The organism is Paenibacillus sp. P3E, assembly GCF_001909045.1.
GTDB lineage: Bacteria > Bacillota > Bacilli > Paenibacillales > Paenibacillaceae > Paenibacillus_AQ > Paenibacillus_AQ helianthi.
The window spans coordinates 1-966 of record NZ_LVWH01000125.1 but is presented as its reverse complement, the minus strand read 5'-3'; the positions used below and the strand labels follow the sequence as shown (position 1 = coordinate 966).

The 966-nt window shown below is 51.0% G+C and carries 2 rRNA genes; both read right to left on the bottom strand.

The window, feature by feature from the left end:
- A 23S ribosomal RNA gene (locus A3842_RS11415) occupies positions 1-476 on the bottom strand; the annotation flags it as partial.
- A gap of 246 nt (positions 477-722) precedes the next feature.
- Positions 723-966 (bottom strand): 16S ribosomal RNA (locus A3842_RS11410); the annotation flags it as partial.

The window sequence follows — 966 nt, the reverse complement described above, 5'->3', positions numbered from 1 at the left end:
TTAGCCTTAGCAGATGGTCCTGCTGGATTCATACGGGGTTTCACGTGCCCCGCACTACTCGGGATCCGTCTCGGAGAGAACACAGTTTAGGTTACAGGGCTTTTACCTCTATCGCGGGCCTTTCCAGACCTCTTCACCTACCATATTCCTTTGTAACTCCATGTGAGACGTCCCACAACCCCAAGGGGCAAGCCCCTTGGTTTAGGCTGTTCCGCGTTCGCTCGCCGCTACTGACGGAATCACTATTGTTTTCTCTTCCTCAGGGTACTTAGATGTTTCAGTTCCCCTGGTCTGCCTCTGCACACCCTATGTATTCAGGTATGAGTAACTGCGAATTACCACAGCTGGGTTTCCCCATTCGGACACCCCCGGATCAAAGCTTGCTTACAGCTCCCCGAGGCAGTTTCGTTGTTCGCCACGTCCTTCGTCGGCTCCTGGCGCCTAGGCATCCTCCGTGTGCTCTTATTAGCTTAACCATTGCGTTTTCCCAAAGGGAAAATCGCTAGCATCGCTATAATATAAACTTGTTTACACAAGTTCAGCTTAAAGGAATGTTCTAAAACGCATTTTCGTTTCGGTATCCAGTTTTCAAGGATCAAGGTAATACTTGAGAGCTTCAACTCTCAAAACTGAGCAACGAGTGAGTGTTCGAACCCAAAGGTTCTAATGGAAGTCAAGCTTCCGATTTGAATGTTTCCGTTGCAGGAAACGATTCTCCATAGAAAGGAGGTGATCCAGCCGCACCTTCCGATACGGCTACCTTGTTACGACTTCACCCCAATCATCTACCCCACCTTCGGCGGCTGGCCCCCTTGCGGGTTACCCCACCGACTTCGGGTGTTGTAAACTCTCGTGGTGTGACGGGCGGTGTGTACAAGACCCGGGAACGTATTCACCGCGGCATGCTGATCCGCGATTACTAGCAATTCCGACTTCATGCAGGCGAGTTGCAGCCTGCAATCCGAA